The organism is Bacillus sp. Nf3 (genome assembly GCF_003028545.1).
GTDB lineage: Bacteria > Bacillota > Bacilli > Bacillales > Bacillaceae > Bacillus > Bacillus safensis.
Genome location: NZ_PYUA01000007.1, coordinates 1 through 25,946 on the forward strand (window position 1 = coordinate 1; position 25,946 = coordinate 25,946).

Sequence of the window (25,946 nt, forward strand, 5' to 3'; positions counted from 1 at the left end):
GCATGTATTAGGCACGCCGCCAGCGTTCGTCCTGAGCCAGGATCAAACTCTCCGAGGTATGCAGGATGCATATCACACATGCGTTGCTACACGATGTAGCGAACTTAGCATGTGATCATTTCCTGCCTCGTCAGCGTTTGACTGACTACCTATGAAGTATCATAGGATTTTTTTATAAAAACTCGAATTAACAGGTACGTTTTGTCTTGTTTAGTTTTCAAAGATCATGTTCGTTATCGCTCAGAGGCGACTTTCTTAATATAACATTTGAGCGCCGTGTGCGTCAAGTGTTTTTTAGAATTTCTTTTTGTCAGCTTTTCTTTCAAAGCAACTCAGTTGCTCGTTAGCGACGTTTAATAATATACCATCATAATATTCATGCGTCAATATCTTTTTTCACAAAATATCCTCGATGATAGATTTTTTGTCCTTTTGTCTCAATCGGATCCACTTGAACAATTCCTTTTTCCACAAAGAAATCAATCATCACGCTAAGGTCAGGCGTGAAATACTTTAGATCAGGGTGTGCAAGAAGCTCACCAAAAAGCCATATATCCTTCTGTTCCATGACATGACGTAAATGAGCGGCACCAATTTCTGCTTTTGAATGGATCAAAAAATCATTTGCTAAAAATAAAAGTTCCAAACGCTTATGCAGACTTTCATGGCTTTCAATCAGTTCTGAATAAAGTTTGTATACTTCCGGCTCCATATGACGCACTTGGTTCCAAACGGTCACTTCTGGGTGGAAGCCTTTATCAATTACTTCAATACGTGCTAAGTGATGCAGGGCATGCACAATGGAATTATATGCATCAAGGAATTGATTTGACTCAAAAAATGCTTTTCCTTCTATATATCTGCGAATGAGCTTGCCATATTCTAAACCGATTTTGAGCTTGCGGTTTGAAAACGGGAAAGTACTTAATTCATCAATTAAGTTGAAGATATATTCATTTCGATCAAACAGGACTTTGCCATTCAAAATCCAATCGATGATTCGGCGGTTAGTACCGAGGGTAATCCATTCCTTCAGTTGATCACCTGTGACAACGTTTAAAGAAGCTGTTTGGTGATCGGATTCATAGTGTTTGATAAATACCGGCTCTTCCGCTTCTTTTACGATGACTAAAAGTGCTGCATCAAAGTTATCCGTCTCAGAAGATACTTTATGTCTTCTTTCTACTATAATCACAGCTAATGTATCTGGATGGCTTGCTCTCTCTTGATAAATAGGACGGAGAAGATTTTCCATAGTGATTCCTCCAATACTCGGGTGTAAAGTTCTTCTCTAATGCTATGTATTTCTCCTAATAGAATCAAAATTCCTTCAATACATGAAAAAAGATCATTGAATCATTATAAGCAATTTATTCACAAAACTCTATAACTAATTCAAACGGAAAGGTAAAATGTGCTATATTGGAGATAAGGGGGACTAGGGATGGCGAAATACTCCAGTAAGATTAATAAAATCAGAACATTTGCACTTAGTTTGGTTTTTGTTGGCTTTCTGATCATGTATATCGGTGTGTTCTTCAAGGAATCGATCTGGCTGTCTACTTTCTTTATGCTGCTCGGCGTCTTATCGATTGGATTAAGTACAGCCGTTTACTTTTGGATTGGTATGCTTTCTACGAAGGCAGTACGTGTCGTTTGTCCAGGCTGTGAGAAGGAAACAAAAGTGCTTGGGCGTGTGGACATGTGCATGCATTGCAGGGAGCCGCTTACACTTGATCCAACATTAGAAGGTAAAGAGTTTGATGAATCCTACAATCGAAAAAAGTCATAAAAATAAGCTGACCATTTAACCGGTCAGCTTTTTTCATTAATGATTTTCTTTTTTCGCACATTCTTGACAAGTTCCATAGATCTCCAAGCGATGATGACTAACTGTAAAGCCCGTCACATGGGATGCAAGCTGTTCAACTTCATCAAGGCCAGGATAGTGAAAGTCCACGATTTTTCCGCAGTTTTCACAAATCGCATGGTAGTGGTCAGATGTCGCAAAATCAAATCGGCTTGAGGAATCACCATACGTTAATTCCTTTACTAATCCAGATTCCCGGAAGACTCGTAAATTGTTGTAAACCGTTGCGACACTCATATTTGGAAATTTTCCTTCAAGTGCTTTATATATATCGTCTGCGGTTGGGTGAGTCATAGAATTTACGAGAAACTCCAAGATGGCATGGCGCTGCGGAGTAATTCGAACACCGGTTTCTTTTAGAGCATCTAAAGCGTCTTTTAGTTCGTGAGCAGCCATTTCATCATGCACCTCTCTTCAAAAATATTCTTATATTGTAATCTTTATAAATAGTGTACCCCCAGAGCCGAAACTTTGTCAATTACAATCCTCTTTTTTACCTATTCTTCTTTACAAAAAAGACCGGCATGACTGCCGATCTCATCCTGTTAGGATATTAAGCGTGAGCTTTCAATTCCTCAAGCGCTTCCTCTACGTGGTCTTTTACCTTTACTTTTCGCCATTCTTTCACAAGCGTGCCTTCTTTATTAATAAGAAACGTTGAACGCTCGATTCCCATATATTCTTTGCCAAAGTTCTTTTTCAGCTTCCATACGCCAAAGGCTTCAGACAATTTCTGTTCATCGTCTACAAGAAGCAGGAACGGCAAATCATGTTTTTCTTTAAACTTTTGGTGCTTGTCCTGACTGTCTGGGCTTACGCCGATAATGACAGCATCTAGTTCTGCAAAGCTTTGATGGCGGTCGCGGAAATCACATGCTTCTGTTGTACAGCCTGGTGTCATATCTTTTGGATAGAAATAAAGAACAATATGTTTTCCTTTAAAATCAGAAAGCTTTACTTTCTCCCCATTGTCACCGGTTAATTCAATGTCAGGTACTTGCTGCCCTACTTCGATTGTCATGACACAATCCCTCCAACCTATTTTTTAATTAGCCTATCCAATTTTGAGAGGATATTCAACTAAGGACGCTTGCATCGGCATGTTAAAATAATGATAGACGACGTGATACGTTGAGATAGGAGGCTATTTATGAAATTCACAGAATCAGAAAAATTACATCAAGAGGCGCTGGAGCACATTGTTGGAGGTGTCAACAGCCCGTCTCGTTCATATAAGGCAGTAGGCGGCGGTTCACCCGTTGCGATGGAAAGAGGAGAAGGCGCTTATTTTTGGGATGTTGACGGAAACCGCTATATCGACTATCTAGCAGCATACGGTCCAATTATTACAGGACACGCCCACCCGCATATTACAAAAGCCATCACGAAAGCGGCTGAAACAGGTGTCCTTTACGGAACACCAACGAAGCATGAAGTCACTTTTGCTAAAATGCTGAAGGAAGCCATGCCTGCTTTGGACAAAGTTCGTTTTGTCAATTCAGGTACAGAAGCGGTGATGACAACGATTCGAGTGGCTCGCGCATATACAGGCAGAACAAAAATCATTAAGTTTGCCGGATGCTATCATGGCCACTCTGATCTTGTGCTAGTGGCAGCTGGCTCTGGTCCTTCCACTTTAGGAACACCTGATTCTGCGGGTGTACCAAAGAGTATCGCCAATGAAGTCATTACCGTTCCATTTAATGATATTGACAGCTATAAAGAAGCATTAGATCGCTGGGGCGATGAAGTAGCTGCTGTCCTTGTCGAGCCAATTGTCGGGAACTTCGGCATCGTGGAACCTAAGGACGGTTTCCTGCAGCAGGTCAATGACCTCACACATGAAAAAGGCGCACTGGTGATTTATGATGAAGTCATTACGGCTTTCCGCTTTATGTATGGCGGTGCACAGGACTTGCTTCAAGTAAAACCTGACCTTACTGCATTAGGAAAAATTATTGGCGGCGGACTTCCTATCGGTGCTTACGGCGGTAAAAAAGAAATTATGGAACAAGTTGCTCCGCTTGGACCAGCCTATCAAGCTGGCACAATGGCAGGAAATCCTGCATCCATTCTTTCAGGTATTGCCTGCTTGGAAGTTTTAAAAGAAGACGGCGTTTACGAACGTCTTGATCAGCTTGGCGCTATGTTAGAAGAAGGCATTTTAGCCCATGCCAAAAAGCATCAAGTAGATATTACAGTGAATCGCTTAAAAGGCGCTCTCACAATTTATTTCACAACAGAAACGATTGTGAACTACGAGCAGGCTGAAAATACGGATGGCGAAATGTTTGCCCGTTTCTTCAAATTAATGCTCGCGCAAGGCATTAACCTCGCTCCTTCTAAATATGAGGCTTGGTTCTTAACGATCGCACATACTGAAAAAGATATTTCTGAGACGCTGCAAGCAGTAGATCATGCGTTTGCACAGCTGAAACAATCATAATGAAGTCCAAAACAGGCGTAAAAACATGCGCCTGTTTTTTTATTGACCAGCTCTCGTTTGTCAAAAGCGTGCGAATCTGTTACATTTCTTCTCAATACCTTCTTTTGATGTTTTCATGAACTTTCAAAAATCACTTGAATATTTCGGAAGACCGCTGTATATTACTTAGTTGTTTCATCAAAATATGAATGATAAATGACGAGTGATCATCTATTATCGAAAAGAAAGGAATGCAGGGACAAAACCAATGAAACTTGGAGCCCGTATTTTAAAAACTGGTATTGCCATTGTACTCGCGCTTTACCTGGCAACATGGCTTGGGTTGCCAACGCCCGTCTTCGCGGGAATTGCAGCTGTATTTGCTATCCAGCCATCTATTTATCGATCTTTTTTAACCATTGTTGATCAAGTGCAAGCCAATATTATTGGAGCAGCACTTGCCATTACGTTCGGTCTGCTTTTTGGCACAGGACCAGTCATTATCGGTTTAACCGCCGTCATGGTCATCGCCATTAATTTAAAGCTGAAGATTGAACACACGATTCCGATTGCACTTGTAACCGTCATCGCGATTTTAGAAAGTGCAGGGGATCATTTCCTTTCCTTTGCCTTAATCCGAACAGCTACTGTGGTGTTAGGAGTACTTTCTTCCTTTTTAGTGAATTTAATCTTCCTGCCGCCAAAGTATGAAACAAAACTTGTTCATCACATTATGGAAAATACAGAGGAGATTTTAAAATGGATCCGTCTGAGCTCCAGACAGTCTACTGATCATTCCACTTTAAAGGATGACATCGATCAAATAAAAGAACGCATGATCAAATTAGATCACATTTACTTGTTATACAAAGAAGAACGAAGCTATTTAAAGAAAACCACGTATGTTAAATCAAGAAAGCTTGTTTTGTTCAGGCAGGCCATTATGACATCAAATCGTGCTCTGTATTTACTGAAAAAGCTTCATAAATTAGAAAATGAAATTCATTTGATGCCAGAGCATTTCAGGGAAAGCTTAACGGATGAAATTGATTATTTACTGTATTGGCATGAGCGCACCTTGATGAAATTCGTCGGAAAAATGAAGCCGCAGGACGATGAATTTCAAAATGAATGCTCTCTTCGCCTTGAGACGTTAACGAAATCATTTATTCAGCATCAGCAAAACCAAGAAAACGACTTACTCGATTACAATATGCTGAATGTCATGTCCAGCATCATTGAGTACCGTGATGAATTAGAGCATTTAGATACATTGATTACAAGCTTCCAGACGTATCACCCAAAAGATAGTGAAATTGAGACAGAAGAAAAAGAAGCATAAACAGAAAAGACCGATTCCTAGAATCGGTCTTAAATTGTTGACAAAGAGCTAAAATGATCTTGATTTTAGCTCTTTGTCTTCTTTTCAGAGTGACCTGAAAACCTTTGCAGTCTAGGAAGAACGAGTACCGGAGCGGAGCGAATTGAGTATTCGTGAGCACCGGCACGCAGGACTGACACCGAATGTGAGGGTTTGTCAGTGCGCTGAGACCGATTCTGAGAATCGGTCTTATTTTATTTTCTTCATTTTAGGATCTAGTGTATCTCTTAATCCATCCCCCATCAGGTTAAAGCCTAGAACAGTCAGCATGATTGCTATCCCTGGGAAGAATAATGTCCAAGGGGCTTGAACGAGATAAGGTCTCGCGTCGGCGAGCATTTTTCCCCATTCTGGACTTGGCGCCTGTGCACCCAATCCTAAAAAGCCTAAAGCCGCTGCCTCAATAATTGCCGTTCCGATCGCTAGCGTCGCCTGTACGATGACCGGCACCATACTATTTGGCAGAATGTGGCGCAGCACGATGCGGCGGTGTGACATCCCAACCGCCTTTGCTGCCAGCACGTATTCTTCTTGTTTAATACTCAGTACTTTTGAACGAACGAGCCGTCCAAAAGTTGGGACATTAATAATCGCAATGGCAATAAGGGCATTTTGTAAGGAGGGGCCTAGGATGGAGACAATAGCAATCGCTAAGAGAATGCTAGGAAAAGCAAGTAAAATATCAAACAATCTCGAGATCACAGCATCTAGCACTCTTCCGCCATAGCCAGCTATCAATCCAAGCAGTGTGCCTAAAATGACAGACCCGAGAACCGAGAAGAAACCGACCCATAAGGAAATCCGTGCTCCATGCACAACTCTTGAAAAGATATCTCTACCGAAATCATCTGTACCAAACCAGTGTGCAGCTGAGGGGGCACTAAATCGCTCACCAAGTGATTGTTCATTGATTCCATAAGGAGCAATGAGCGGTGCAAAGATCGCTAGGATGAGAAATAAAAAGACAATCACACTGCCAATGACCGCCAGCTTATGCTGAAAGAACTGTTTCATTGATTCAAGAATCAATGATTGAGGGCGTTCATCTTTTGGCTGAGGTGAGTCAAGCTCTTTTTGTGCTTCCATATTGTCACTCTCCTTCCCTAATATTTAATCCTTGGATCAATAACCGCATACAAGATGTCCACAATGAAATTGATCAGGACAAATATGAGCGCAACGACGAGAATGCCTGTTTGAATGACTGGGTAATCACGATAACTGATGGCGTCATATATATACCGGCCAATCCCCGGCCAAGCAAAAATGGTTTCTGTTAAAATCGCTCCACCAAGCAAAAGGCCTGTCTGAAGACCAATAATCGTCAAGATCGGAATGAGCGCATTTTTCAGACCATGCTGATAAATGATGAAGAATGAACGTACTCCTTTTGCTTTTGCTGTTCGAATAAAGTCTGAATGAAGCACTTCCAGCATACTTGCCCTTGTAATTCTCGCAATAATCGCTGCAGGGATTGTGGCGAGTGCTGTACTTGGTAAGATCAAATGCTTGATGCTGTCAACGAATTGATCAAACCGGCCATGCAAAAGCGTGTCCAGTGTATGAATATACGTAATCGATTCGACTGGATTCCTTACGTTTTCTCGACCCGTTGTCGGCAAAACACCTAATTCGATCGAGAACAGCCACTGCCCCATTAAGCCTAACCAGAAAATCGGCATGGACACTCCGATGAGTGCAATAAACATCGCGGCATAATCAAAGAAAGAATGCTTAAACCAGGCACTGATGATTCCGGCATTCACTCCCACAACAATCGCCAGCACCATGGCAAAAAAGGTTAATTCTAACGTCGCAAATAAGTAAGGCTTCATTTCCTGGGCAATAGCCGCTCCTGTTCGAATGGAAGTCCCTAAATCCCCTTTTAAAAGGCCAAGCATATAATGACCGTATTGAACGTACCATGGCTGATCTAAACCGAGCTGGATCGTTAATTGTTCTACTGCCTCTTTCGTTGCCCGCTGTCCTAAGATGACCTGCGCTGGATTTCCAGGTATAAAACGAATAATTGAAAACACGACCAATGTCATTCCGATCAATACTGGGATGAGCATTCCTGCCCGCTTCATACAATAAGCAAACAAACAGCTTTCACCGCCTTTTTCTTTGTTTGAATAAGGGAGATACAAGATCTCCCTTATTTGCTTATTCGAAATACACGTCAGTTAAAGCTTCTGATCCAGTTGGATGCGGCTGGTAGCCTTTTAAATCATTAGATGCGGCAAGCATTGGAATTGAATGCACCAATGGAATCCAAGGCGCTTCATCATGAATGATTTCCTGCGCTTTTTTATACAGTTCATTTCGTTTCTTTTGATCTGTGTCTGTTTGCGCTTCAATGAGGATGTCATGCATTTTATCGTTTTCGAAGAATGTATAGTTGTTACCGCCAATGCTGTCTTTGTCCAGCAGTGTGTAAATGAAATTATCAGGATCGCCATTGTCCCCTGTCCAGCCTAATAAGAACACATCTGCTTCCCCTTTACTTGCTTTATCTAAATAGGTCGCCCAATCATATGTCACAATTTCTGCTTTGACGCCGACTTTTTCAAAATTTGACTGAATGACTTCTGCTACCTTCATCCCATCTGGCATGTATGGACGTGGTACAGGCATTGCCCAAAGCTTGATGCGAAAGCCGTCAGGGAAGCCCGCTTCTTTTAATAGTTCTTTCGCTTTTTCTGGATCATACGGATATGGCTCAATGTCGTCATTGTAACCTTCTAAAGCTGGCGGCAATGGGTTTTTTGCTGGCTCAGCAAGTCCGCCATAAAATGACTCAATAATCGATTCTTTATCGACCGCATAATTGAGTGCCTGACGAACCAGCTTGTTATCAAGCGGCTTTCTTGTGACGGTCAGTCCGATATAGCCTACGTTCATCGATGGTCTTTCAATGAGCTGGAGTGCTTTGTCGGTTTTAATGCCATCTAAATCTGACGGATTCACGCCATCCATTAAGTCGATCTCGCCTGTTTTAAGGGCATTTAAACGAGCAGAGTTTTCTGGAATGGAGCGGAAAATGATTTGATTCAGTTTTGGTTTATCCTTCTGCCAATAATCCTCATTTTTTTCTAACACGATGCGGTCATTTTGCTTCCACTCTTTAAACTTGAATGGTCCTGTCCCCACCGGATTTTCTCTAAATGAATCGCCGCTTTTTTCAACGGCTGCTGGACTGGCAATGCCAAATGGTGACATAGCAATGTTTTTAAGAAATGTCGCCTGCGGGCGCTTTAGCTGAAATTCAATTTCATGCTCGCCTTTGACGATGATGTCTTTAATGACATGCCCTTTATCTTTTTTATAGCCGCCAAACATCCCATAGTAAGGAAACTTTTCTGCGTCTCCATTCATCCAGCGTTCAAAATTGAATTTCACTGCTTCTGCGTTAAAGTCTGAGCCATCATGAAATTTCACACCTTCTCTTAAGTAGAACGTGTATGATTTTCCGTCCTTTGCAACATCCCATTCTGTTGCGAGGCCAGGATGGATGGTCGTGTCTTTCTCACCGTAATTCAAAAGCTTTTCAAATATATTCTCTGTGACCTTGAAGGTTTCGCCTTCTGTCGTTGTGATTGGATCTAGTGAAGTGGAATCTCCCCCTCTGCCAAATACGAGGGTATCTTTTGTTGCCTTTTCTTCCGATGTCGGTGAAGACGAGCATCCCCCTAAAAAGAGCGCCAGTGCCAGCACAAAAATGAAACTACTGAATAACCATGTCTTCTTCATTGTGTTCCTCCTTTTGATATAAATAACACGCGGCTGCGTGCCCCGGTTCCTTCTCATACAAAGCAGGAACGGCTTTCAGGCATGTCTCCCATCTTTTTGGACACCTTTTGTAGAAAGGACAGCCGCCGCGTTCCGTCATTGTGATCTCTTCTGCTGCCACATCTTGCGCCTCTAGTACGTGATCCATATGTGGAATGGATTTCAGAAGCAGCGACGTATAGGGATGAAGCGGGCTGTGAAACACCTCTTCGGCAGGCCCCATCTCGACAATGCGCCCAGCATACATGACGGCGATCCGGTCGCTCATATATCTGACAACCCCAAGGTCGTGAGAAATAAATAGATACGTCAGAGAAAGCGTCTTTTGTAATTCAAGCATCAAATTCAAAATTTGCGCTTGAACGGATACATCTAAAGCCGAAACTGGTTCATCGGCAATGACAAGACTTGGGTGCGTAATGAGCGCTCTAGCAATGCCAATACGCTGCCTTTGTCCGCCGCTGAATTGGTGCGCATAACGTTCCCCGTAGGAAGGATCAAATCCAACAATGTGCAGCATCTCTTTAACCCGTTTCCGTCTTTCTGCTTTCGTCCCATGATGATGAACAATCAGCGGTTCCTCTAAAATATCTTTGATTTTCATTCTCGGATTTAAAGAAGCATAAGGATCTTGAAAGATCATTTGAATATCTTTTCTTAAGGAACGCATGTCTCGTTCTTTCAGAAGGGTGATCTCCTGCCCTTTTAATTGAATAGAGCCTGACGTCGGTTCAGTCAATCTCATCAAGCTTTTGCCAAGTGTTGATTTCCCGCAGCCTGATTCACCAACAATGCCAAGCGTTTCTCCTTCCTTCACGTGAAAGGAGACTTGATTTAAAGCCAAAGTCAATTGTTTATGTTTAGAAAAAAAAGCAGCTGTGTCATACCGTTTTGTCAGCTGATTCACTTGCAAAAGTGGGTGACTCAGTGTCTTCTCCTCCTTCCATTAGAAAACATGCCACGCGGTGATTCTGTTCAATAGATTGTAAGGCTGGATCTTTTTCAAGACATTGCGCCATTTGATATGGGCAGCGTGGTGCAAATTGACAGCCGGACCGGATGGCACCTGGCTTAGGCACATGACCTGCAATAGAGATGAGTTTTTCTTTTTTCTCTTTAAACGATGGAACTGAGGCGAAAAGACCTTTCGTGTAGGGATGCAGAGGTTTTTGAAAAATACGGTCAACGGTTCCTTCTTCTACAATTCGACCGGCATACATAATCATGACTCGCTGGCATATTTGCCGCACCACGCCTAGATCGTGAGTAATAAATAAAATAGCAGTGTCCATCTCTTCGTTCAGCTTTTTGAGCAGACGAAGGATTTGCGCTTGGATGGTGACATCAAGTGCAGTTGTCGGTTCATCAGCGATCATGAGCTTTGGGTGACAAAGCATTGCCATTGCAATCATCACACGCTGGCGCATACCGCCTGATAATTCATGTGGATATTTTTTCAGCAGCGATTCTGCTTGCTTCAACCCAACTGTTTGAAGCAGATCAATCGCCTTCGCTTTTGCTTCTTTTTGACCGATTGATTGATGTGTGAAAAGGGCTTCCGTCATTTGTTTGCCGATGGTCATTAATGGGTTCAGAGAGGTCATGGGCTCTTGGAAAATCATCGAAATGTCATTTCCTCTTATCTCTCGCCACTCTTTCTCTGAAAGTGACAGCAGATTTTGTCCTTCGAAATGAACCTCGCCCGTTGTATCTGTTTGCTGATTCAGACCCATTAATGACATGCTTGTGATACTTTTCCCGCAGCCAGATTCGCCCACAATTCCTAACGTTTCCCCTTTTTGTATCGAGAACGATATGTGATGGACGATGGGCACTTTTTGCTTTTTCTGCTGAAACGCAATGGACAGCTGTTTGACATCTAGCAGCACGTCTTGTTCTTTCACATATTCACCACCCCGTCATACTTTTTAAAATTGTATTGAGACAAGCTGGGAAATATGTCATGTTTTTGACAAGCATAAAAAAGCCTATCCGCTAGAATCGGATAGGCTTCTACTAATTTAATGTTTGAATGGTAAATAAATGACGATAGTGACTGTCTTGGTTCATTAATTCTTCGTGTGTTCCTTTTTCCACTATTTCGCCTTGTTCCATGACCACAATTTGGTCAGCGTGTGTAATGGTTGATAAGCGGTGTGCGACAATAAAAGTTGTGCGATCCTTCGCCAGCTTTTGCATCGCTTCTTGAATGTAATGCTCACTTTCTAAATCAAGTGCAGACGTTGCTTCATCTAAAATCAACAGCGGTGGATTTTTTAGAAATACCCTTGCAATCGAAATCCGCTGTTTTTGTCCGCCTGACAGCTTTACGCCCCGTTCTCCTACTTTCGTGTCATATCCTTCAGGAAGAGACATAATAAAATCATGCGCATTTGCCGCTTTTGCAGCCGACACGATTTTTTCAAAAGGTGCTTCAGGGTCACCAACCGCAATATTTTCTTTAATCGTGTCACTGAATAGGAATGTATCCTGCAGCACCATTCCGACTTGATTTCGAAGACTTCTTGCTTTGTACTCTTTGATATCAATGCCGTCAATTTCAAGTGACCCGTTTGTGACATCATAAAACCTTGGAATTAAGCTGACGAGTGTCGATTTTCCTCCGCCACTCATTCCTACAAGGGCAACCGTTTGTCCTTTTTCTACTTTTAAGGAGATATTGTGCAGAATCTCTTCCTGCGTGTGTTCATAACGAAACGACACATTTTTAAACTCGACCTCTCCTTTTAAATGATTGGCTTCTTTTGCATTCGGCCGGTCTGTGACCTCATATGGCTCATCAATAAACTCAAAGATCCGATCCATTGACGCAACGGACTGGGTTAACGTCGTAGATGAGTTAATGAGACGGCGAATCGGATTGTACATCCGGTCAATATAGCCGACAAAGGCGATCATGGTCCCGATCGACAGCGATCCGTTAATTACTGTGTAGCCCGCAAATGCAATGATTAACAGCGGCGCAATGTCGGTGATGGTATTGACGACAGCAAATGTTTTGGCGTTCCAATTCGTATGGTTGATTGCTTTGTTTAAGAAATTTTTGTTTTCATCATGAAAATTCTCTTGTTCATATTCTTCAATCGCAAAGCTGCGAATGACCGGCATTCCTTGAACACGCTCGTGCAAATGCCCTTGCACTTCAGCCAGCGCCTGTGACCGCTCTTTTGTCAGCTTACGAAGCCGTCCGTAAAAATATTTAACTGCAAACGCATATAGCGGAAAAATAATGACAGACACGATGGTGAGCTTAAGATCCAGTGTACACATAATGGCGATCACGATCAGTACGGTCATCATATCCAGCCAAATGTTCATGAGACCTGTGATGACAAATTCTTTTGTCTGCTCCACATCGTTGATCACTCTTGAAATAATTTCTCCTGTTCTCGTGTTGGCATAATAACGAAGACTTAGCTTTTGAATATGCGAGAACAGCTTCTCCCGAATATCAAACAATACTTTACTGCCTGTCCACTGCGCGTAGTATTGTCTATAGTATTCAACAGGCGGCCTCATCACTAAAAATAATACGAGCATGATTCCCATTATGATCAGTAGAGTTGATGTCTTTTCTTCAGGCGACCCCGAGCCTTGAATGACATCATCAATGACATACTTTAAAAGCAGAGGCAATGTTAACGGAATCGAGAATTTAATCATCCCGATGACCATTGTTAATGCAATCTGTTTTTTATACGGTGTTACAAAAGCCATGTAGCGTTTAATGACCCCCATGTAAATCTCCTTCCCAATCTATCAGTGCCTCTTATCCGTACGCAGTCAAAAACCTGTTAGCCTAAAAAGCCAAACAGGTTTTTGGATGCTCTTGCTTATTTTGTATAATGTAAAAAACGTTCATACCACATATCCACAAATTCAGGAGCAAACGGACCTTTCCGCTGGTGAATCCAATGCAGTAATGTATTTAGATGCTCTCTTAAGATACTATCGATTTCTTTTGGATAATTCATCTGCCTCTTATGATCTGCATATTCGTCCTCATCCAAAATATTGTACGTCATGTCTGGAAAGACTTTGACGTCTAAATCGTAATCAATATACTTAATTGCCTCATCATCTGTCGCAAAAGGAGAGCTGATGTTGCAGTAATAATATACCCCATCATCTCTAAGCATCCCAATTACATTAAACCATTGTTTTGCATGGAAATAGCAAATAGCCGGTTCTCTCGTCATCCAAGTACGGCCGTCGGATTCAGTCACCATTGTACGGTCGTTTGCACCAATGATACACAATTCCGTTGCTTTCAGAATGGTGGTTTCATTCCAAATCCTGTGGATCAAGCCATTATGTTTATAGCTTTGAATTTGGATGGTTTCTCCTTCCTTGGGATAGCCCATATTTTCTCCCCTACTTTCTATAACAAACAAACCTAACAGTCCAAAGACCTAATTTCCCAACTAAACATGTCTCTATTATATTATACCGTTACATCATTAAAAAATGAAATGAAAAAGCCATTCAACCCAATTGAACGGCACACTGATTTACATCACGCTAGAACTCTTTTCCATCTGTTTATATGAATTGATGACCTCTTCTGTCTGTTTTGTAAATAAGGTTTGCACTTTTTGCAGTTCCTCACGTTTCTGTTTGATCTGAACACAAAGCCTGTGCCACTCTTCTTTTTTTTCATCCTGCAGCAATTGTTTTTCTGTTTCTAAGCATAGATCGAGTTCTCCCTGCACGTCGAGCAGCTGATCCATGAGCTGCATTTGTTCTTTTACAAGCTGATCGAAATCAGACATCTAACTCCTCCCTTTTCATCGAATCCACTTTTTGTATGTATACCATTTCTTGAAAGAAGGAGGAAATCCTTTGACTGTTTATGTAGAGGTTTTACAGGTTTTGTCGGATGGTGGTGCGAGGCAAAAAGAAAAGCACTTCATTCGTATATGAAGTGCTTTCCTTTGTTTCAGTGATTAGCTGTTTTGTTGTTTGTTTTGCTCAGCTTTTTGGTTGTATTTTTTTACATGCTGTGCGTCAGTCTCGCTAGCAAATTCAGTGCCGTATTGACCACCTTGTGCAGCAGCTTGGTTTTGTTTCTTCACTTGTTGTGCGTTTGTTTTGTTTTGTTGTTGATCCATCATTATCACCTCCACGCACATTAATTTGTGCAGAAGGTGTACATCCTATTCATGATTTTTTTTAAACAAGCAAAGAACGTCCGCCATCGACAATAATCGTCTGGCCTCTAATCATGTCTGCTTTACCTGATACAAGGAATTCCACGCTGTCGACCATGTCTTTAATTTCCACCATTCGGCCGGCAGGTGTGTTTTTCTTCGCATCTTCTAAAAGCTCTTCTCGGTTCGGGAAGTGCTTAAGTGCATCGGTATCGATCGCACCGCCTGAAACAGCGTTGACGACGATATTTTTTTGTGAAAGCTCAACAGAAAGATAACGTGTCAAAGCTTCTAGTGCTGCTTTTGATACGCCGACTACTGTGTAATTTTCAAGGTAGCGGATAGAGCCAAGAGAGCTAATACTGACGATATGTCCGCCCCCGTTTTTCTCCATTAGTTTCGCCGCTTCTTGTCCGCAGAATAACAAAGCTTTCGCATTGATATTCATCGTCCAGTCCCAATGATTTTCTTCAAGGTCCATAATGGGACGCTGAACACCTGATGCCGCATTGTTCACAAATACATCTAAACGGCCAAAGGTTTCGTCAATTTGCTGAAACATGTCTTTGATTTTCTCAGGCTGGCCTACATTGGCTTTGACAACCAATGTTTTGACACCCATCGCTTCAATTTCTTCCGCTGTTTCAAGTGCGGCTTTTTTGCTTCTCGCATAGTTAATGACAATGTCATATCCTTTTTCAGCGAGGCGAAGGGCTACTTCTTTCCCAACACCTCTACTGCTGCCTGTAATTAATGCACATTTACGTTGACTCATTATGGTTCATCTCCTGATTTGAATAGTTTTCGTTCATTCGCTTCACACTAATAGGAAAGTTCCTATTAGGAGGTTACATTCATGTATGTCGGACGCGATTTAAGCCAGCTTGGCATGATGTCCAAGGATCAATGGAAAGATACTGAGCTTGCTTACTTTCATCATGCTTTCCAACAAATTTTACCTTATTTGAACGAAGAAGGGCAATCTAAGTATCGAGAAATCATTTCTGAAATCGAAAACCGCGGGGGATTGCACAGAAATGAAGCTGATTATACCCACGGGACAACGGTTAAATACGACTAGGCTGTTCAAGTGCCAGCTTCCAAATTTTTTGGTGTGAGACTGGCAAAGCATACGCCTCAAATTCTTCTGTTGTGACTTTTTTCAGCATCGTGTCATCAGATACAGAGGTAACTCGTCCAAAGAAAACAGAAATATTCCAGATGAGGTGGGTAAACACATGCTGGATGGTGCCTTCTAGATCACCAAGCTCCGCTTGTACACCCGCCTCCTCTTTTAAGAAATCAATCAGCTGCTCTTTTTCCGTTTTTCTTCCCTTCATGGTTTCCATGTTAGGGAATTCCCATAAATTCGCAAGAAGGCCTGTACTTGGCCGCTTATGAATATATAGGTTGCCTGCGTCATCAAATAACACCGCTGCTGCCATTGATTTTGCAGTCGGCTTTTTCTTTTTGCTTTTCACTGGGAGCTCATGCTGAACGCCTTCCTCGAATGCCGAGCAATGCATGTTCACAGGGCAAATGAGGCAGGCAGGGGATGTTGGGGTACAAATGAGCGCACCAAGCTCCATCAATCCTTGATTAAATTCTGACGGCTTTTCCCGGGAAATGAGCTGATCGACCGCAAATTCGAAAATATTTCTCGTTTTTGGTTTTGCAATATCATCCCATACCGACAAAATACGAGAAATGACCCTCATCACGTTGCCGTCTACCGCAGGATACGGCTTGTTATAGGCGATACTCAGCACTGCGCCGCTCGTATATGGGCCTACACCTTTGAGCTTTGAGAATTGCTCTTTCGTATCAGGGACAACGCCACCGTAGGATTCATATACTTCTTTCACAGCTGCCTGTAAATTACGCACTCTTGAGTAGTAGCCAAGACCTTCCCATGCTTTCATGACCTTTTCTTCATCAGCTAAGGCGAGATCCTTTACCGTTGGGAATTGCTCCATAAACCGGTTGAAGTACGGAATGACCGTATCCACTCTCGTTTGCTGAAGCATGACTTCTGATACCCAGACGCGGTATGGATCTTGATTTTCACGCCATGGCAATGTTCGTTGTTCTTTTTCATACCAATCAATTAAATCATGCTGAAAGCCCGCAATATCTTTGCGGTCCAGCTTTTCTTGAATGTCTTTCATATCTATACTCCTTCTCATTGGACCGAGGGCTAACGTTCTGAATAGAACCTTATTTGTTGTATACTGTTTGTAGATACGTTAACATGTTACATTAAATCGGGATAAAGCAAAAGTGATTTTGCACATAGTCTTGATTGGAGACGTATACTTTGTATGATTGTTCCTAAGCATGACAACTAGGAGGTAATCAATTGGACACTGGTACTCATGTAGTAATGGGCATTTCTCTTGGGGGACTTGCACTTTTAGATCCAGCCGTCAGCGCAGATCCACACATGGCACACGCCGTGATGATCGCGACCATCGCCGGCTCCCAAGCACCAGACATTGATACTGTGCTAAAACTAAAAAATAATGCGGTTTATATAAGAAATCACCGAGGATTTACACATTCCATTCCGGCTGTACTGTTTTGGTCATTGCTGATTCCGGCTGTGATTTTTCCATTTGTGCCGGGGGCGAATTTACTTCACCTTTGGTTATGGACACTATTAGCTGTTGTGCTTCATGTGTTTGTTGATATTTTCAACGCATACGGTACGCAGGCCATTCGTCCATTTTCGAAGAAGTGGGTAGCGCTAGGGATCATTAATACGTTTGATCCGTTTATCTTTTTTACACACCTTGTCGCCATAGTCGTTTGGGCGATTGGCGGACATCCCGGCTATACGTTTATTACGCTGTATGCGGTGATTTTCTGTTACTATATCGTCAGGGTCATTATGCAGCTACAAATTAAACGTCAACTGCGTGCACGATTCGATGAAATTGAAGAGATTATCATTTCGCCTACAATGAAGTTCAGACAATGGCGCATTGCCGTGAAATGTAAATCCTCTTTCCATGTTGGGCGCAGCATGAATGGAGAAGTCGTCATTTTAGACACCTTTAACCGAGTGCCGGTCCCTGATACTGAAATTATGAAAATTGCTAAGCAAGATGAAAATATTTCAGCCTTTCTCTCATTCTCCCCTGTCTACCGGTGGGAAGTGGATAAATACAAGGATCATTATGAGGTGCGGTTCATTGATTTACGCTACCGCAGCAAAGGTCATTATCCTTTTGTCGCGATCTGCCATATCGACATGGACCACCAAATCAAAAATTCCTATACCGGCTGGATTTTCAGTGAAGAAAAACTGCAAAAAAAATTAAGACTCGGCTCTGTGTGAGCGAGTCTTTTTTTGTGTTTTACTCTTACAACTTCGTCATATATTCCACAATAAACTCCCAAAATCCAGGTCCATCTTTGTAAATTAGCCAGTCTATTTTTTCGATGAGTTTGATATAGAGTTCTTGTTCGAGGTCTTCTCTTTCTTGATATGCCGTGTTTTGTAGTTTCTTTTTGATCATGGGTGTGAAGGTTTCAATGAGTTCTTCCATTTCTCCATTGGTCATTTTGTCTTCGTGCACGGACATCTCCCCCTGTTTCTTCTTTTAGTTTGTTGAGCGCTTTTTTGTGAATGTTTGAGATGTTTTGTCTTGTTTCGCCTAACTGATCGGCTATTTCTTTCATCGTTTGGCCTTCGACATAGATTTGGGTTAGGACCATTTTTTGTTTGTCTGTCAGCTGCTGGTAGGCCTTGTACAATGTTTGGTCTTGCAGATGCTCTCCTAGGTCTTGCTGGTTGAAGAGCACGGCTTCATACGTCTCTGTTTGAACAGGGTCTTTCACTTCTTGCGTATCAGGATGATCGAGTATGAGCGGAAAACGCTGCTGTTTCTTTTTGACTCGTTTGTCAAAGTCGACTGAAAAGATGCGTATCATTGTGGAGATATACTTGATGATGCGGATTTTCTGATAGAACTGTTTGAACTCGGAATCTAGTTTTTTGGCATTTTCCTCGTTTGGCTCTTCCATAACTTGCCGGAGCAGCTGCTCGTTTTTCGGGTTGCTTAAAAACTGCTGAATGAGCGGGTGATCAATGATTTCTTTCCATTTTGCTTTCAATAACAGCCGATAATCCATGTGCATCCTCCCCTTTGTTCCCTCTACTAGCATTAAGTGGACAAAAGTTAAAAAAAGTAAACTTCGTGAAACGGGTCTAATGGTTCATTTTATCCCCCTCTGCTTTCCTTTTTCTTCTTTCATACCACTTATATAGAAGACGAGTATCCGCTGGGGGGTGAGACAAATGGAGACCTTTTTTTCAGAGGAATGGTTGAAGCAGCTCGGTCAGGCTGGCTTCCCTGCCATTTTGACGGTTTACTTGCTGACACGCTTTGAACGAAAGTTTGATGAATTAAGCAAGCTCATCCAACGATTAGTCGCTGCTCAAAAAAATGATGAATCAGATTGACATCTGCTTGATTCGTTTCACCTTATGAAAACGAGGGCGAAATGAAAGGCCTTTTGTCACCTCACACCATACGATGTTGAAAGGGGATTTTATCATGAGTGAAAAGCAAAATGGAATACCACAGCCGATTCGAGGAGAAAAAGGAGCAACGGTCAAAATTCCACGTAATCTCGAGCGGGACAGACAAAATCCAGATATGCTCACGCCGCCAGAAACCGATCATGGAACGGTCTCCAACCTGAAATATTCTTTTTCTGATACACACAATCGTTTAGAAAAAGGCGGCTACGCTCGTGAGGTAACAGTCCGCGAACTGCCGATCTCTAAAAGTCTTGCATCTGTCAATATGCGATTAAAGCCTGGTGCCATTCGTGAACTGCACTGGCATAAGGAAGCGGAATGGGCGTACATGATTTATGGGGAAGCTCGGATTACATCGGTTGATGCAGAGGGGCGCAATTTTACAGAGGATGTGACTGAGGGTGATTTGTGGTACTTCCCTTCTGGCCTGCCGCACTCTATCCAAGCACTTGAACCGGGAGCTGAATTCTTGCTTGTGTTTGATGATGGGTCATTCTCAGAAAATAGTACGTTCCAAGTAACCGATTGGCTTGCCCATACGCCAGAGGAAGTCGTGCTTAAGAACTTCGGTATGACAAAAGAGCAGTTTGACAAGCTGCCAGAGAAAGAAAAATATATTTTCCAAAAAGGAATTCCTGGTTCCCTTGAATGTGACAAGGTAAAAACAGAGCAAGGAGAAGTCCCGAATTCCTTTAAATATGAGTTGTTAAAACAGGAGCCGATTACGTCAAGTGGCGGACAAGTGTGGATTGCGGACTCTACCAATTTCAAAGCGTCTAAAACGATTGCATCCGCTCTTGTGAAAGTTGATCCAGGTGCCATTCGCGAGCTGCATTGGCATCCAAATACGGATGAATGGCAATATTTCATTTCTGGAAAAGCACGAATGACCGTGTTTGCTTCTGATGGACATGCAAGAACCTTCAACTATCAGGCGGGAGACGTTGGATATGTCCCATTTGCGATGGGGCATTATGTAGAAAATACAGGCGACGAACCGCTTTATTTCTTAGAAATCTTTAAGAGCGATCATTATGCAGATATCTCACTTAATCAGTGGCTTGCGGTCACACCGAAACAGCTTGTTCTTGATCATTTAGATCAAGGCGAAGATTTCTTAAAACTGCTTGATACTGAAAAACATCCTGTGATCGCTGCACCTAAAAAAGAGGATTAACGTATGACTTCCTGCAAAAAGGCTGTCCTTTTTGCAGGTATCTTCATGTAAGGGAGTGTTTGTTCAACTATGCAGCAATCTGTTCACGCTTTATGGCAAGGGCTGAAATGGTTCATGGCGGCGTCGGCTGTCTGTTACATATTTTTGTTGTTTTGTGTACTGTTCTTTCATTTAACTGGTGCTTTTTATCAATCGATTTTATCGATGCTTTTATTTATGGGCATCTATGTGGTACTTGGGATATCCTTTGAGCATGTGGAGCATATGCTCATTAGGATTGTTAGAAAGTGCCGTTCCAAAAAACGCTCCATCGTTTTATATGCCATTTCAATGCATCTTTTGTTTATTTGGGGTGCTGTCTATTTATCAGATGAATTGGTGGGCGGCATTTTACTGTCTACTTCTGAGGAAATTCTCTTTGCCCTAAGCCTTTGGTTGTTTCATTTTTTGTTTGATTATGCGACGTTTTCGTTTGAGAAAGAAGCTTAGTGATTTGCTTCATATAATCGATCAGCCCTTGGAAGATAAAAAAACACCACTTATGATGAAAAGTGGTGTTTTTTGTGTTTCCTTCGTGCATATAGGATTGCACCAATCAAACTGACCAGTGAAATCAACGCGAGAATTCTGATATAAGGCGGATAGTAGGTTAGCACAATCTCGTTTTTGCCTTTTTCTATTGGAAAACTGATAAAGGCGTAATTGGCTTGTTCAATATCTGTCTGCTGTCCGTTTACTGTGAGCTCCCAGCCTTTTTCATATGGTACTGGCAAGATCATATAATCATCGCCGCGCTTGTTATCATATGAAATCGTAAAGCGGTTGTTTTCAAGCTTTACTTGCTGGCTGCCATTATCCTGTTTTTCTTTTTCATATGCTTTTTCTAGGATGCGGTAAGGCTCTTGATACAGCTTTAGTTGATCGAGTTCATACGTCCCTTTTGGTAATCGAATGGAAAGGATTTTTTCCGCAGGGACTCGAATCGTCACTTCATTGACGCCTGTTTTGTAGATGGATGTATTGCTTTTTCGTGAGGTGACGTAGTTGTCAACGGATAACTGAAATCCTTCGTTCCGGTCTGTCCGCTTCACATAAAAACTCACATACACATCTCCAGCGCGGGCCATATCATCTGGCAGCGTGATATTCAGGCCGCCTGTTTCTCCGTATACATCAAGCACGCCATGTTCGTATACGGCTTGTTCCGTATGAATCTTTGTATCCTTGACTCGATCTGGCGCGTGCTCAATTTCAGCGTTTCCTTTTTTGTCTAAAATCACACCTTGAAGCATCGCATGCTCTCTATCAAGCGCTGAGGCATTTTTTAAGGATTCTTCTGAATAAATCGTGCTTGTTGTTCTTGCAAATGGCAGCGGCCGTGTATTTTCATACACTTTATAATGCTCGCTTTCCAATATTGGCTTAAAATAAGCTGGTGGTGAGTAAGGTATCGTATTGTCTCTCATATAATACTTTCCGTAGGTCAGGCTGTATAAATTCACCCTGTCCCCCATTGTTGCATAACGGCTGACACTTTCACGTCCCATATCGATTTGCAGGTCATTCCAGTAGAAATTGAGCAAATGCTGATTCAATATACTTGAATACGCACTCATGCCTTGAAAGCCTTCAAATAACGGGGTGTTGTTGCGCACGCCATTCATCCAATCAATCCGGGCAAGCGGATCTTTTGAGGAGCGGCTTTGAATCTGCTGAATGAGCTTCATTTGCTCATGTCCAGCATAGGCCTCACTATTCAGATACGTATTTGATACGCTCTTAATATTGCTTCTTTCAGATAAGTAGCCCTGCTGGTACACGCCTGCTGTCAGTAAGCTGACAACGATGAGCATAGCTGAAAAAAGACGAAGGTGCTGGCGTTTTTCCGCATGAATCACAAGGAAAAGCACGCTGATCACAAGCAGTCCTATGGCTGTAAATACAACAACATCCATATTTCCCTTTGCTCGTTCTGATAAGATGACTGCGAGAAGAAACACGATCCAAGCGCCTAAGACCGCACGCTTTTTCCACTTCCACTCGATTTGCGAGAAATGCTTGATGGTGATGGCTACGACCGCTCCAACTGTAAAGGCAAGAATGTACTCAAATCTGTATTGCGGTGCTGAAAAGCCATTAAACACGCTCGCCATCTTTGGACTGTAGTGAAAAACAATGAGCAGAAGGCTGATTGATGTAAACATGAAAAACCACCTGTTCCGGTAAAGCGGAACGAGGAACATACAAATGAGAAAGATCACAGGTAATAAATACACCCTGCTTGTAAACAGCAGATGATCATGCAGCTCGAACCAAGGAATGGCCTGTTCATAAGGAGGTCTTATATTATTAAGAAATCCATAGACAGACGGGACAAAAAAGGCAGCACTGATTCCAAAGGATAACAGCGTAGAAATCGCCAGCGTCCAGAACACCTTCCACCCATTCTCCTCACTTCGAAGCTTGATGATATATCTGAAGACAAGATAGATCGCTAAAAAGATAAAATGAATATAAGCAAAGTAAAAATTGTTGATGAGCATCAGGCTACACGCCGCAATAAACCAAGCGGGCTTACCTGTTTTGAAAATCCGTTCAACCCCAAGCACAAGCAGCGGGAGCCACATCATGCTGTCGGTGAAAAACTCCCAAAATGTTTCATGTCGAAAATACACAATAGACAGTCCGTAGATTGCGGCTCCTGTTAATGCACTCAGCCTATGCTGGACCATGGAAAGGAGCACACGGTAAGCGATGAAAAGAATAAGCGTCAACTTCATCACACTCAGCCAAATGACGGCATTTGCCCAGAAATGAATGTCCGTTGACTGAATAAGATGAAGCGCATTCATCAACCAGACGACAGCAACTGTGACCATAAAAACAGTCGACGTTGTGAAATAATAACCTAATTGCGTATATGTACCGCCGCCTAGACCGAATTGATAGGAATAAAAGAAGTTCCCTTTGACGTATTCATCGTAAAGCAGCTTTTTAAATGGGAGCATTTGTGAGATGCCGTCTCCATCTCCTGTCATATACCGGCCTTGCGTATATTCATATAAGAAAAAGGAGTGTCCTAATAAAGCGAGAATGAGACACATCCCTATGATTATCCATCTACGTTTCATCATCTAAATCCTTTCCACAAAAGATCCACTGTTCTTTGAAACAAAACAACCCAGCAAGCGATTCGTGCTTGCCGGTTATTTGACTCCACGTTATTTAAATAACTGCGTTAACACTCGGTCTTGTTCCTTTGAGCTTGTCTCTTGTTCCATCACATTTGATTCCTGGATTAAATAATGCGGCCTCTTTTTCGTTTCATAATAGATACGGCCAATATATTCTCCAATCACGCCTAGACTCAAAAGCTGGACACCTCCGAGGAACAGCACAGCCGATATTAAAGTAAAATAACCCGGCACCATAATGCCCGTTCTGACGATTTGAATAAAGGTGGCCACGATGTAAATCAATGAGAGAAATAAGATCAGTATGCCAGTATAAAAACAAATGCGCAGCGGGCGGTTGTTAAAAGAAATAACGCCATCAATGCCATAGTTAAATAATTTCTTCAGTGACCATTTTGTATCACCATGCTGTCTTTCTACATTTTCATAATAGATGACTTTTTCTTCAAACCCAATCCAGCAAAAAAGCCCTTTCGAAAAACGATTTCCCTCTTTCAGCTGAAGCAGTGCATCGATGGCTTGGCGTGAAATTAAACGGAAATCCCCGACGCCATCACGCAAGTCCACTTCTACTACCTTGTTCATCACCTTATAGTACATGGATGACAGGTAAGAGCGCAGCTTGCTGTCACCTTTACGATTCCGTTTGGCAATGACTTGATGATAGCCTTCTTCATACCCTCTGACAAAGTCCTGAATTAAATACGTCGGGTGCTGCAGATCGGCGTCCATAATAATCGCAGCGGCTCCTTTTGCATGTTCAAGACCTGCCAAAATAGCGGCTTCCTTTCCAAAGTTACGCGAAAAGGATATATATTTGACCTTTGCACTTTTGCGAGAGAGCTCTCTCATGTATTGAAGCGTATTGTCTTTGCTTCCATCATTCACAAAGATGATTTCAAAGTCATAATGAAAATCGCGAAACTCTTCCTCGAGTGCCTCAAAGATTCGTCTGATGTTTTCACCTTCATTGTAAGAAGGAATTATCACAGAGAGCAATTCCCGTTCCATATCGCACCTTCTCTTCACTTTTTTCACATAGTCTGATATGTTCATTATTCCTTTTTTGTCAGAAAACGAAACCCTTTTTTATTATCCATAAATTACATGTAACTCTAATCGTTTCATTATATCAGAGTTTTATTTCCATTGATTTTCAACAGGATGAATTTAATGTAATTTTAAGTTTAATCATTGTAAAAAGCCTGTAATTTCGATCACAGACTGGGTATTGTTTCATAAAGTTATTTGTTCATTTGTATATTTTCCTATTTATTGAAAAAGATGAATGGAAGTGAAAGGGCAACCTTTTAGTGAAGCAGCCCTCGATTGTTTTGTTGCAGATGCTCGTTTGCCTTTGATTGTTTATTTTGAAATAAATGAAGCTGCGCGCCATAGCTCTCGATCCACTCTTGGACAATTCGTTCTGTTGTTTCCTGTCCTTTATACTTGCGGCCAGCCTTTGCATAAGTCGTTTCAAAATCACTCCAAAGCAGCTCTACCCATGTACGTGCTTCGTCATATGTCAGCATATTGTTTTTTTCCATGAGTTGTTCTGTTAGTCGCTCAAAGTATTGTTCCATGCTTGTTCCTCCTTCATCTAGCAGAAAGTGCCTTTTTAAAAAAACTTCTTTTTTCATATACTACCCTTACGTCTTCAAAAGACGCAAATGATTTGTATTGTTTGGAGGGAATCGATATGCGTAATAAAGCAAAAGGCTTTCCAAATCAGGTAAATCACAAGTTTGAAGGCGAACCAGGCGCTACAGATGCTTATGCGTCTAAACGGCCGAATGGTGAAACGAATACACGTCCGCAGGAACGTATGAGGGCATCAGGGAAACGCTAATTTTTCCAAAGGGAGTGCTTGAGATATGAGTTCAAATGGGAAATCGTATATGGCAGACTTTGTTCAATTAAGGACAACCGCTTACCCTCAACCATGGGCAAATGCAAAGCATTCTGCCTCTCAGGTCAACGGAGAAACGCAACAAACGCAGCACGACATCGTACTTCAGAACAACGTCCGTAAACAACGTTCGAAGTAAAGAAAAGGACTGATCTTTTAGGATCAGTCCTTTTGCGTCAGCATTGAAATCGGCAGGGCATCTTCCTTATTTGGGGCCGATACTCTGTATCCCCATGCAAACACGCCATTTAAATATTCCACATAAAATTCTTCTTCTGTGTCTTTGATTTGATAAGTCGTTTTCGTTTGAATCAAGGCTGGATCTAATAAATAGGCTTTCGCCATATCGATTTTTCGTTCTAAAACTGCGTATTCATTTACAATGCCAAGCTGCTCAGCCTTTCGTGCTTTTTCAGAAAGGGCGGCAATTTCCTGCTTCAATTCATATTCTGTCATTTCACTATAGCGTTTTTCCATC

At 42.0% G+C, this 25,946-nt stretch carries 29 protein-coding genes and 1 pseudogene; 10 read left to right on the top strand and 20 right to left on the bottom strand.

Features of this window, described 5'->3' with window-relative positions:
• Nucleotides 1-376: 376 nt before the first annotated feature.
• On the bottom strand, nt 377-1,255 hold the full coding sequence (locus C9414_RS16115) for a nucleotidyltransferase-like protein (protein WP_107164043.1): 879 nt from the start codon (nt 1,253-1,255) through the stop codon (nt 377-379).
• Nucleotides 1,256-1,444: 189 nt separating this feature from the next.
• Here C9414_RS16115 and C9414_RS16120 point away from each other — a divergent pair, with 189 nt between their 5' ends.
• The gene (locus C9414_RS16120; protein WP_047203845.1) at nt 1,445-1,792 is read left to right on the top strand and encodes a YgzB family protein; all 348 of its coding nucleotides are present in this window, start codon (nt 1,445-1,447) and stop codon (nt 1,790-1,792) included.
• 36 nt (nt 1,793-1,828) lie between these two features.
• Here C9414_RS16120 and perR read toward each other — a convergent pair whose 3' ends face one another.
• Both perR and bcp read right to left on the bottom strand, forming a co-directional pair.
• The gene (gene perR, locus C9414_RS16125; RefSeq protein ID WP_003217782.1) at nt 1,829-2,266 is read right to left on the bottom strand and encodes a peroxide-responsive transcriptional repressor PerR; all 438 of its coding nucleotides are present in this window, start codon (nt 2,264-2,266) and stop codon (nt 1,829-1,831) included.
• Nucleotides 2,267-2,423: 157 nt separating this feature from the next.
• Entirely contained in the window at nt 2,424-2,891 is a 468-nt protein-coding gene (gene bcp / locus C9414_RS16130) for a thioredoxin-dependent thiol peroxidase (protein WP_024425791.1), read from the bottom strand.
• Nucleotides 2,892-3,020: 129 nt separating this feature from the next.
• On the opposite strand from bcp, the gene C9414_RS16135 reads away from it, so the two are divergent.
• Both C9414_RS16135 and C9414_RS16140 read left to right on the top strand, forming a co-directional pair.
• Nucleotides 3,021-4,316 (top strand): glutamate-1-semialdehyde 2,1-aminomutase, encoded by a 1,296-nt coding sequence (locus C9414_RS16135; protein WP_039177331.1) that lies wholly within the window; start codon nt 3,021-3,023, stop codon nt 4,314-4,316.
• 247 nt (nt 4,317-4,563) lie between these two features.
• Nucleotides 4,564-5,637, top strand: coding sequence for an FUSC family protein (locus C9414_RS16140; RefSeq protein WP_034284217.1), 1,074 nt, complete (start codon nt 4,564-4,566; stop codon nt 5,635-5,637).
• 228 nt (nt 5,638-5,865) lie between these two features.
• Here the strand turns inward: C9414_RS16140 and C9414_RS16145 are convergent, their stop codons facing one another.
• The 10 genes and pseudogenes from C9414_RS16145 to fabL all read right to left on the bottom strand — a co-directional run bounded on the left by C9414_RS16145 (nt 5,866) and on the right by fabL (nt 15,414).
• On the bottom strand, nt 5,866-6,762 hold the full coding sequence (locus C9414_RS16145) for an ABC transporter permease (protein WP_041087363.1): 897 nt from the start codon (nt 6,760-6,762) through the stop codon (nt 5,866-5,868).
• 17 nt (nt 6,763-6,779) lie between these two features.
• Nucleotides 6,780-7,781: an ABC transporter permease gene (locus tag C9414_RS16150; protein WP_107164107.1), complete on the bottom strand. Its 1,002-nt coding sequence runs from the start codon at nt 7,779-7,781 to the stop codon at nt 6,780-6,782.
• Nucleotides 7,782-7,842: 61 nt separating this feature from the next.
• Nucleotides 7,843-9,429 (bottom strand): ABC transporter substrate-binding protein, encoded by a 1,587-nt coding sequence (locus C9414_RS16155; protein ID WP_107164044.1) that lies wholly within the window; start codon nt 9,427-9,429, stop codon nt 7,843-7,845.
• Complete coding sequence (locus C9414_RS16160) at nt 9,404-10,381, bottom strand: ABC transporter ATP-binding protein (RefSeq protein ID WP_107164045.1); 978 nt, start codon at nt 10,379-10,381, stop codon at nt 9,404-9,406. Before C9414_RS16160 ends, C9414_RS16155 begins: the two co-directional genes overlap by 26 nt.
• Nucleotides 10,350-11,372: an ABC transporter ATP-binding protein gene (locus C9414_RS16165; protein WP_039177320.1), complete on the bottom strand. Its 1,023-nt coding sequence runs from the start codon at nt 11,370-11,372 to the stop codon at nt 10,350-10,352. The genes C9414_RS16160 and C9414_RS16165 overlap by 32 nt, the downstream gene beginning before the upstream one ends.
• Before the next feature lie 112 nt (nt 11,373-11,484).
• Nucleotides 11,485-13,227 carry an ABC transporter ATP-binding protein gene (locus tag C9414_RS16170; protein WP_099663068.1) on the bottom strand — a complete coding sequence of 581 codons (1,743 nt, stop codon included), beginning with the start codon at nt 13,225-13,227 and terminating at the stop codon, nt 11,485-11,487.
• Between the two features lie 95 nt (nt 13,228-13,322).
• The gene (ntdP, locus tag C9414_RS16175; protein WP_024425209.1) at nt 13,323-13,853 is read right to left on the bottom strand and encodes a nucleoside tri-diphosphate phosphatase; all 531 of its coding nucleotides are present in this window, start codon (nt 13,851-13,853) and stop codon (nt 13,323-13,325) included.
• 147 nt (nt 13,854-14,000) lie between these two features.
• Nucleotides 14,001-14,261: a YgaB family protein gene (locus C9414_RS16180; protein WP_047204195.1), complete on the bottom strand. Its 261-nt coding sequence runs from the start codon at nt 14,259-14,261 to the stop codon at nt 14,001-14,003.
• A gap of 174 nt (nt 14,262-14,435) precedes the next feature.
• Nucleotides 14,436-14,585: pseudogene (locus C9414_RS16185) on the bottom strand (gamma-type small acid-soluble spore protein); the annotation flags it as partial.
• Nucleotides 14,586-14,661: 76 nt separating this feature from the next.
• A complete protein-coding gene (gene fabL, locus C9414_RS16190) occupies nt 14,662-15,414 on the bottom strand; it encodes an enoyl-[acyl-carrier-protein] reductase FabL (RefSeq protein WP_024425211.1) in 753 nt (250 codons plus the stop codon).
• An 81-nt stretch (nt 15,415-15,495) separates the two neighbouring features.
• On the opposite strand from fabL, the gene C9414_RS16195 reads away from it, so the two are divergent.
• On the top strand, nt 15,496-15,720 hold the full coding sequence (locus C9414_RS16195) for a hypothetical protein (RefSeq protein ID WP_044139672.1): 225 nt from the start codon (nt 15,496-15,498) through the stop codon (nt 15,718-15,720).
• Here the strand turns inward: C9414_RS16195 and mutY are convergent.
• Nucleotides 15,707-16,807, bottom strand: coding sequence for an A/G-specific adenine glycosylase (mutY, locus tag C9414_RS16200; protein WP_107164046.1), 1,101 nt, complete (start codon nt 16,805-16,807; stop codon nt 15,707-15,709). The two genes, C9414_RS16195 and mutY, sit on opposite strands and share 14 nt — an antisense overlap.
• A 191-nt stretch (nt 16,808-16,998) precedes the next feature.
• Here mutY and C9414_RS16205 point away from each other — a divergent pair, with 191 nt between their 5' ends.
• Nucleotides 16,999-17,979 (top strand): metal-dependent hydrolase, encoded by a 981-nt coding sequence (locus C9414_RS16205; RefSeq protein WP_034623275.1) that lies wholly within the window; start codon nt 16,999-17,001, stop codon nt 17,977-17,979.
• A 25-nt stretch (nt 17,980-18,004) separates the two neighbouring features.
• Here the strand turns inward: C9414_RS16205 and rsoA are convergent, their stop codons facing one another.
• Both rsoA and C9414_RS16215 read right to left on the bottom strand, forming a co-directional pair.
• The gene (gene rsoA / locus C9414_RS16210; protein WP_181286161.1) at nt 18,005-18,226 is read right to left on the bottom strand and encodes a sigma-O factor regulator RsoA; all 222 of its coding nucleotides are present in this window, start codon (nt 18,224-18,226) and stop codon (nt 18,005-18,007) included.
• Entirely contained in the window at nt 18,174-18,776 is a 603-nt protein-coding gene (locus C9414_RS16215; RefSeq protein ID WP_107164048.1) for a sigma-70 family RNA polymerase sigma factor, read from the bottom strand. Before C9414_RS16215 ends, rsoA begins: the two co-directional genes overlap by 53 nt.
• A gap of 166 nt (nt 18,777-18,942) precedes the next feature.
• On the opposite strand from C9414_RS16215, the gene C9414_RS16220 reads away from it, so the two are divergent.
• The 3 genes from C9414_RS16220 to C9414_RS16230 all read left to right on the top strand — a co-directional run bounded on the left by C9414_RS16220 (nt 18,943) and on the right by C9414_RS16230 (nt 20,854).
• Nucleotides 18,943-19,107: a YvrJ family protein gene (locus tag C9414_RS16220; RefSeq protein ID WP_073204399.1), complete on the top strand. Its 165-nt coding sequence runs from the start codon at nt 18,943-18,945 to the stop codon at nt 19,105-19,107.
• 94 nt (nt 19,108-19,201) lie between these two features.
• Nucleotides 19,202-20,365 carry an oxalate decarboxylase family bicupin gene (locus C9414_RS16225; protein ID WP_024425215.1) on the top strand — a complete coding sequence of 388 codons (1,164 nt, stop codon included), beginning with the start codon at nt 19,202-19,204 and terminating at the stop codon, nt 20,363-20,365.
• Nucleotides 20,366-20,434: 69 nt separating this feature from the next.
• Nucleotides 20,435-20,854 (top strand): regulatory YrvL family protein, encoded by a 420-nt coding sequence (locus tag C9414_RS16230; protein WP_107164049.1) that lies wholly within the window; start codon nt 20,435-20,437, stop codon nt 20,852-20,854.
• Between the two features lie 50 nt (nt 20,855-20,904).
• On the opposite strand, the gene C9414_RS16235 is transcribed toward C9414_RS16230, so the two are convergent.
• From C9414_RS16235 to C9414_RS16245, 3 genes are all read right to left on the bottom strand, one after another.
• Entirely contained in the window at nt 20,905-23,499 is a 2,595-nt protein-coding gene (locus C9414_RS16235) for a YfhO family protein (RefSeq protein WP_107164050.1), read from the bottom strand.
• 87 nt (nt 23,500-23,586) lie between these two features.
• Complete coding sequence (locus tag C9414_RS16240; protein ID WP_024425218.1) at nt 23,587-24,570, bottom strand: glycosyltransferase family 2 protein; 984 nt, start codon at nt 24,568-24,570, stop codon at nt 23,587-23,589.
• Nucleotides 24,571-24,869: 299 nt separating this feature from the next.
• On the bottom strand, nt 24,870-25,142 hold the full coding sequence (locus tag C9414_RS16245) for a YfhJ family protein (RefSeq protein ID WP_024425219.1): 273 nt from the start codon (nt 25,140-25,142) through the stop codon (nt 24,870-24,872).
• Nucleotides 25,143-25,258: 116 nt separating this feature from the next.
• Here C9414_RS16245 and C9414_RS16250 point away from each other — a divergent pair, with 116 nt between their 5' ends.
• Nucleotides 25,259-25,408, top strand: coding sequence for a small, acid-soluble spore protein K (locus tag C9414_RS16250; RefSeq protein ID WP_003217849.1), 150 nt, complete (start codon nt 25,259-25,261; stop codon nt 25,406-25,408).
• A 25-nt stretch (nt 25,409-25,433) separates the two neighbouring features.
• Entirely contained in the window at nt 25,434-25,607 is a 174-nt protein-coding gene (locus C9414_RS16255; protein WP_008360604.1) for a YpzG family protein, read from the top strand.
• A 23-nt stretch (nt 25,608-25,630) separates the two neighbouring features.
• On the opposite strand, the gene C9414_RS16260 is transcribed toward C9414_RS16255, so the two are convergent.
• Nucleotides 25,631-25,945 carry a YfhH family protein gene (locus C9414_RS16260; RefSeq protein WP_047202061.1) on the bottom strand — a complete coding sequence of 105 codons (315 nt, stop codon included), beginning with the start codon at nt 25,943-25,945 and terminating at the stop codon, nt 25,631-25,633.
• Nucleotide 25,946 lies beyond the last annotated feature (1 nt).